Genomic DNA, 698 nt, shown 5'->3' on the forward strand with positions numbered 1-698 from the left:
AAGGTGTGGCTCGCGGACATGGAGGACTCCTCCACCCCCACGTGGCGGAACGTGATCAAGGGCCAGCTGAACCTCACCGATGCGCTGGAACGTCGGATCGACTTCACCACCCCTGAGGGCAAGGAATACAAGCTCCGCCCCGCCGGGGAACTGCCCACCATCGTGGTCCGCCCCCGCGGCTGGCACCTGCCGGAGAAGCACATGCTCATCGACGGCACCCCGGTGGCCGGCGGGATCGTGGACTTCGGCCTGTTCTTTTTCCACAACGCCCGCCGCCTGCTGGCCCAGGGCAAAGGCCCGTACTTCTACCTGCCCAAGATCGAGAACCACCTCGAAGCCCGGCTCTGGAACGACATCTTCATCCTCGCCCAGGACCTCCTCGGCATCCCGCAGGGCACTATCCGGGCCACCGTGCTGATCGAAACCATCACCGCAGCCTTCGAAATGGAAGAAATCCTCTACGAACTCCGGGACCACGCATCAGGCCTGAACGCCGGCCGGTGGGACTACATCTTCTCCCTGATCAAGAACTTCCGCACCCGCGGCCCCCGGTTCGTCCTCCCGGACCGCGCCCAGGTGACCATGACCCAGCCCTTTATGCGCGCCTACACCGAACAGCTGGTCCGTGCCTGCCACAAGCGCGGCGCCATGGCCATCGGCGGGATGGCGGCAGCCGTGCCCAACCGCAAGGACGAAGC

The 698-nt window shown here is 65.5% G+C and carries 1 pseudogene; it reads left to right on the forward strand.

Annotated features, from left to right (window positions below):
- Nucleotides 1-698, forward strand: a pseudogene (locus V9L18_RS22000) (malate synthase A); the annotation flags it as partial.

The sequence above is a fragment of the Pseudarthrobacter sp. CCNWLW217 genome, from assembly GCF_037203985.1.
In the GTDB taxonomy this organism is placed as follows: domain Bacteria; phylum Actinomycetota; class Actinomycetes; order Actinomycetales; family Micrococcaceae; genus Arthrobacter.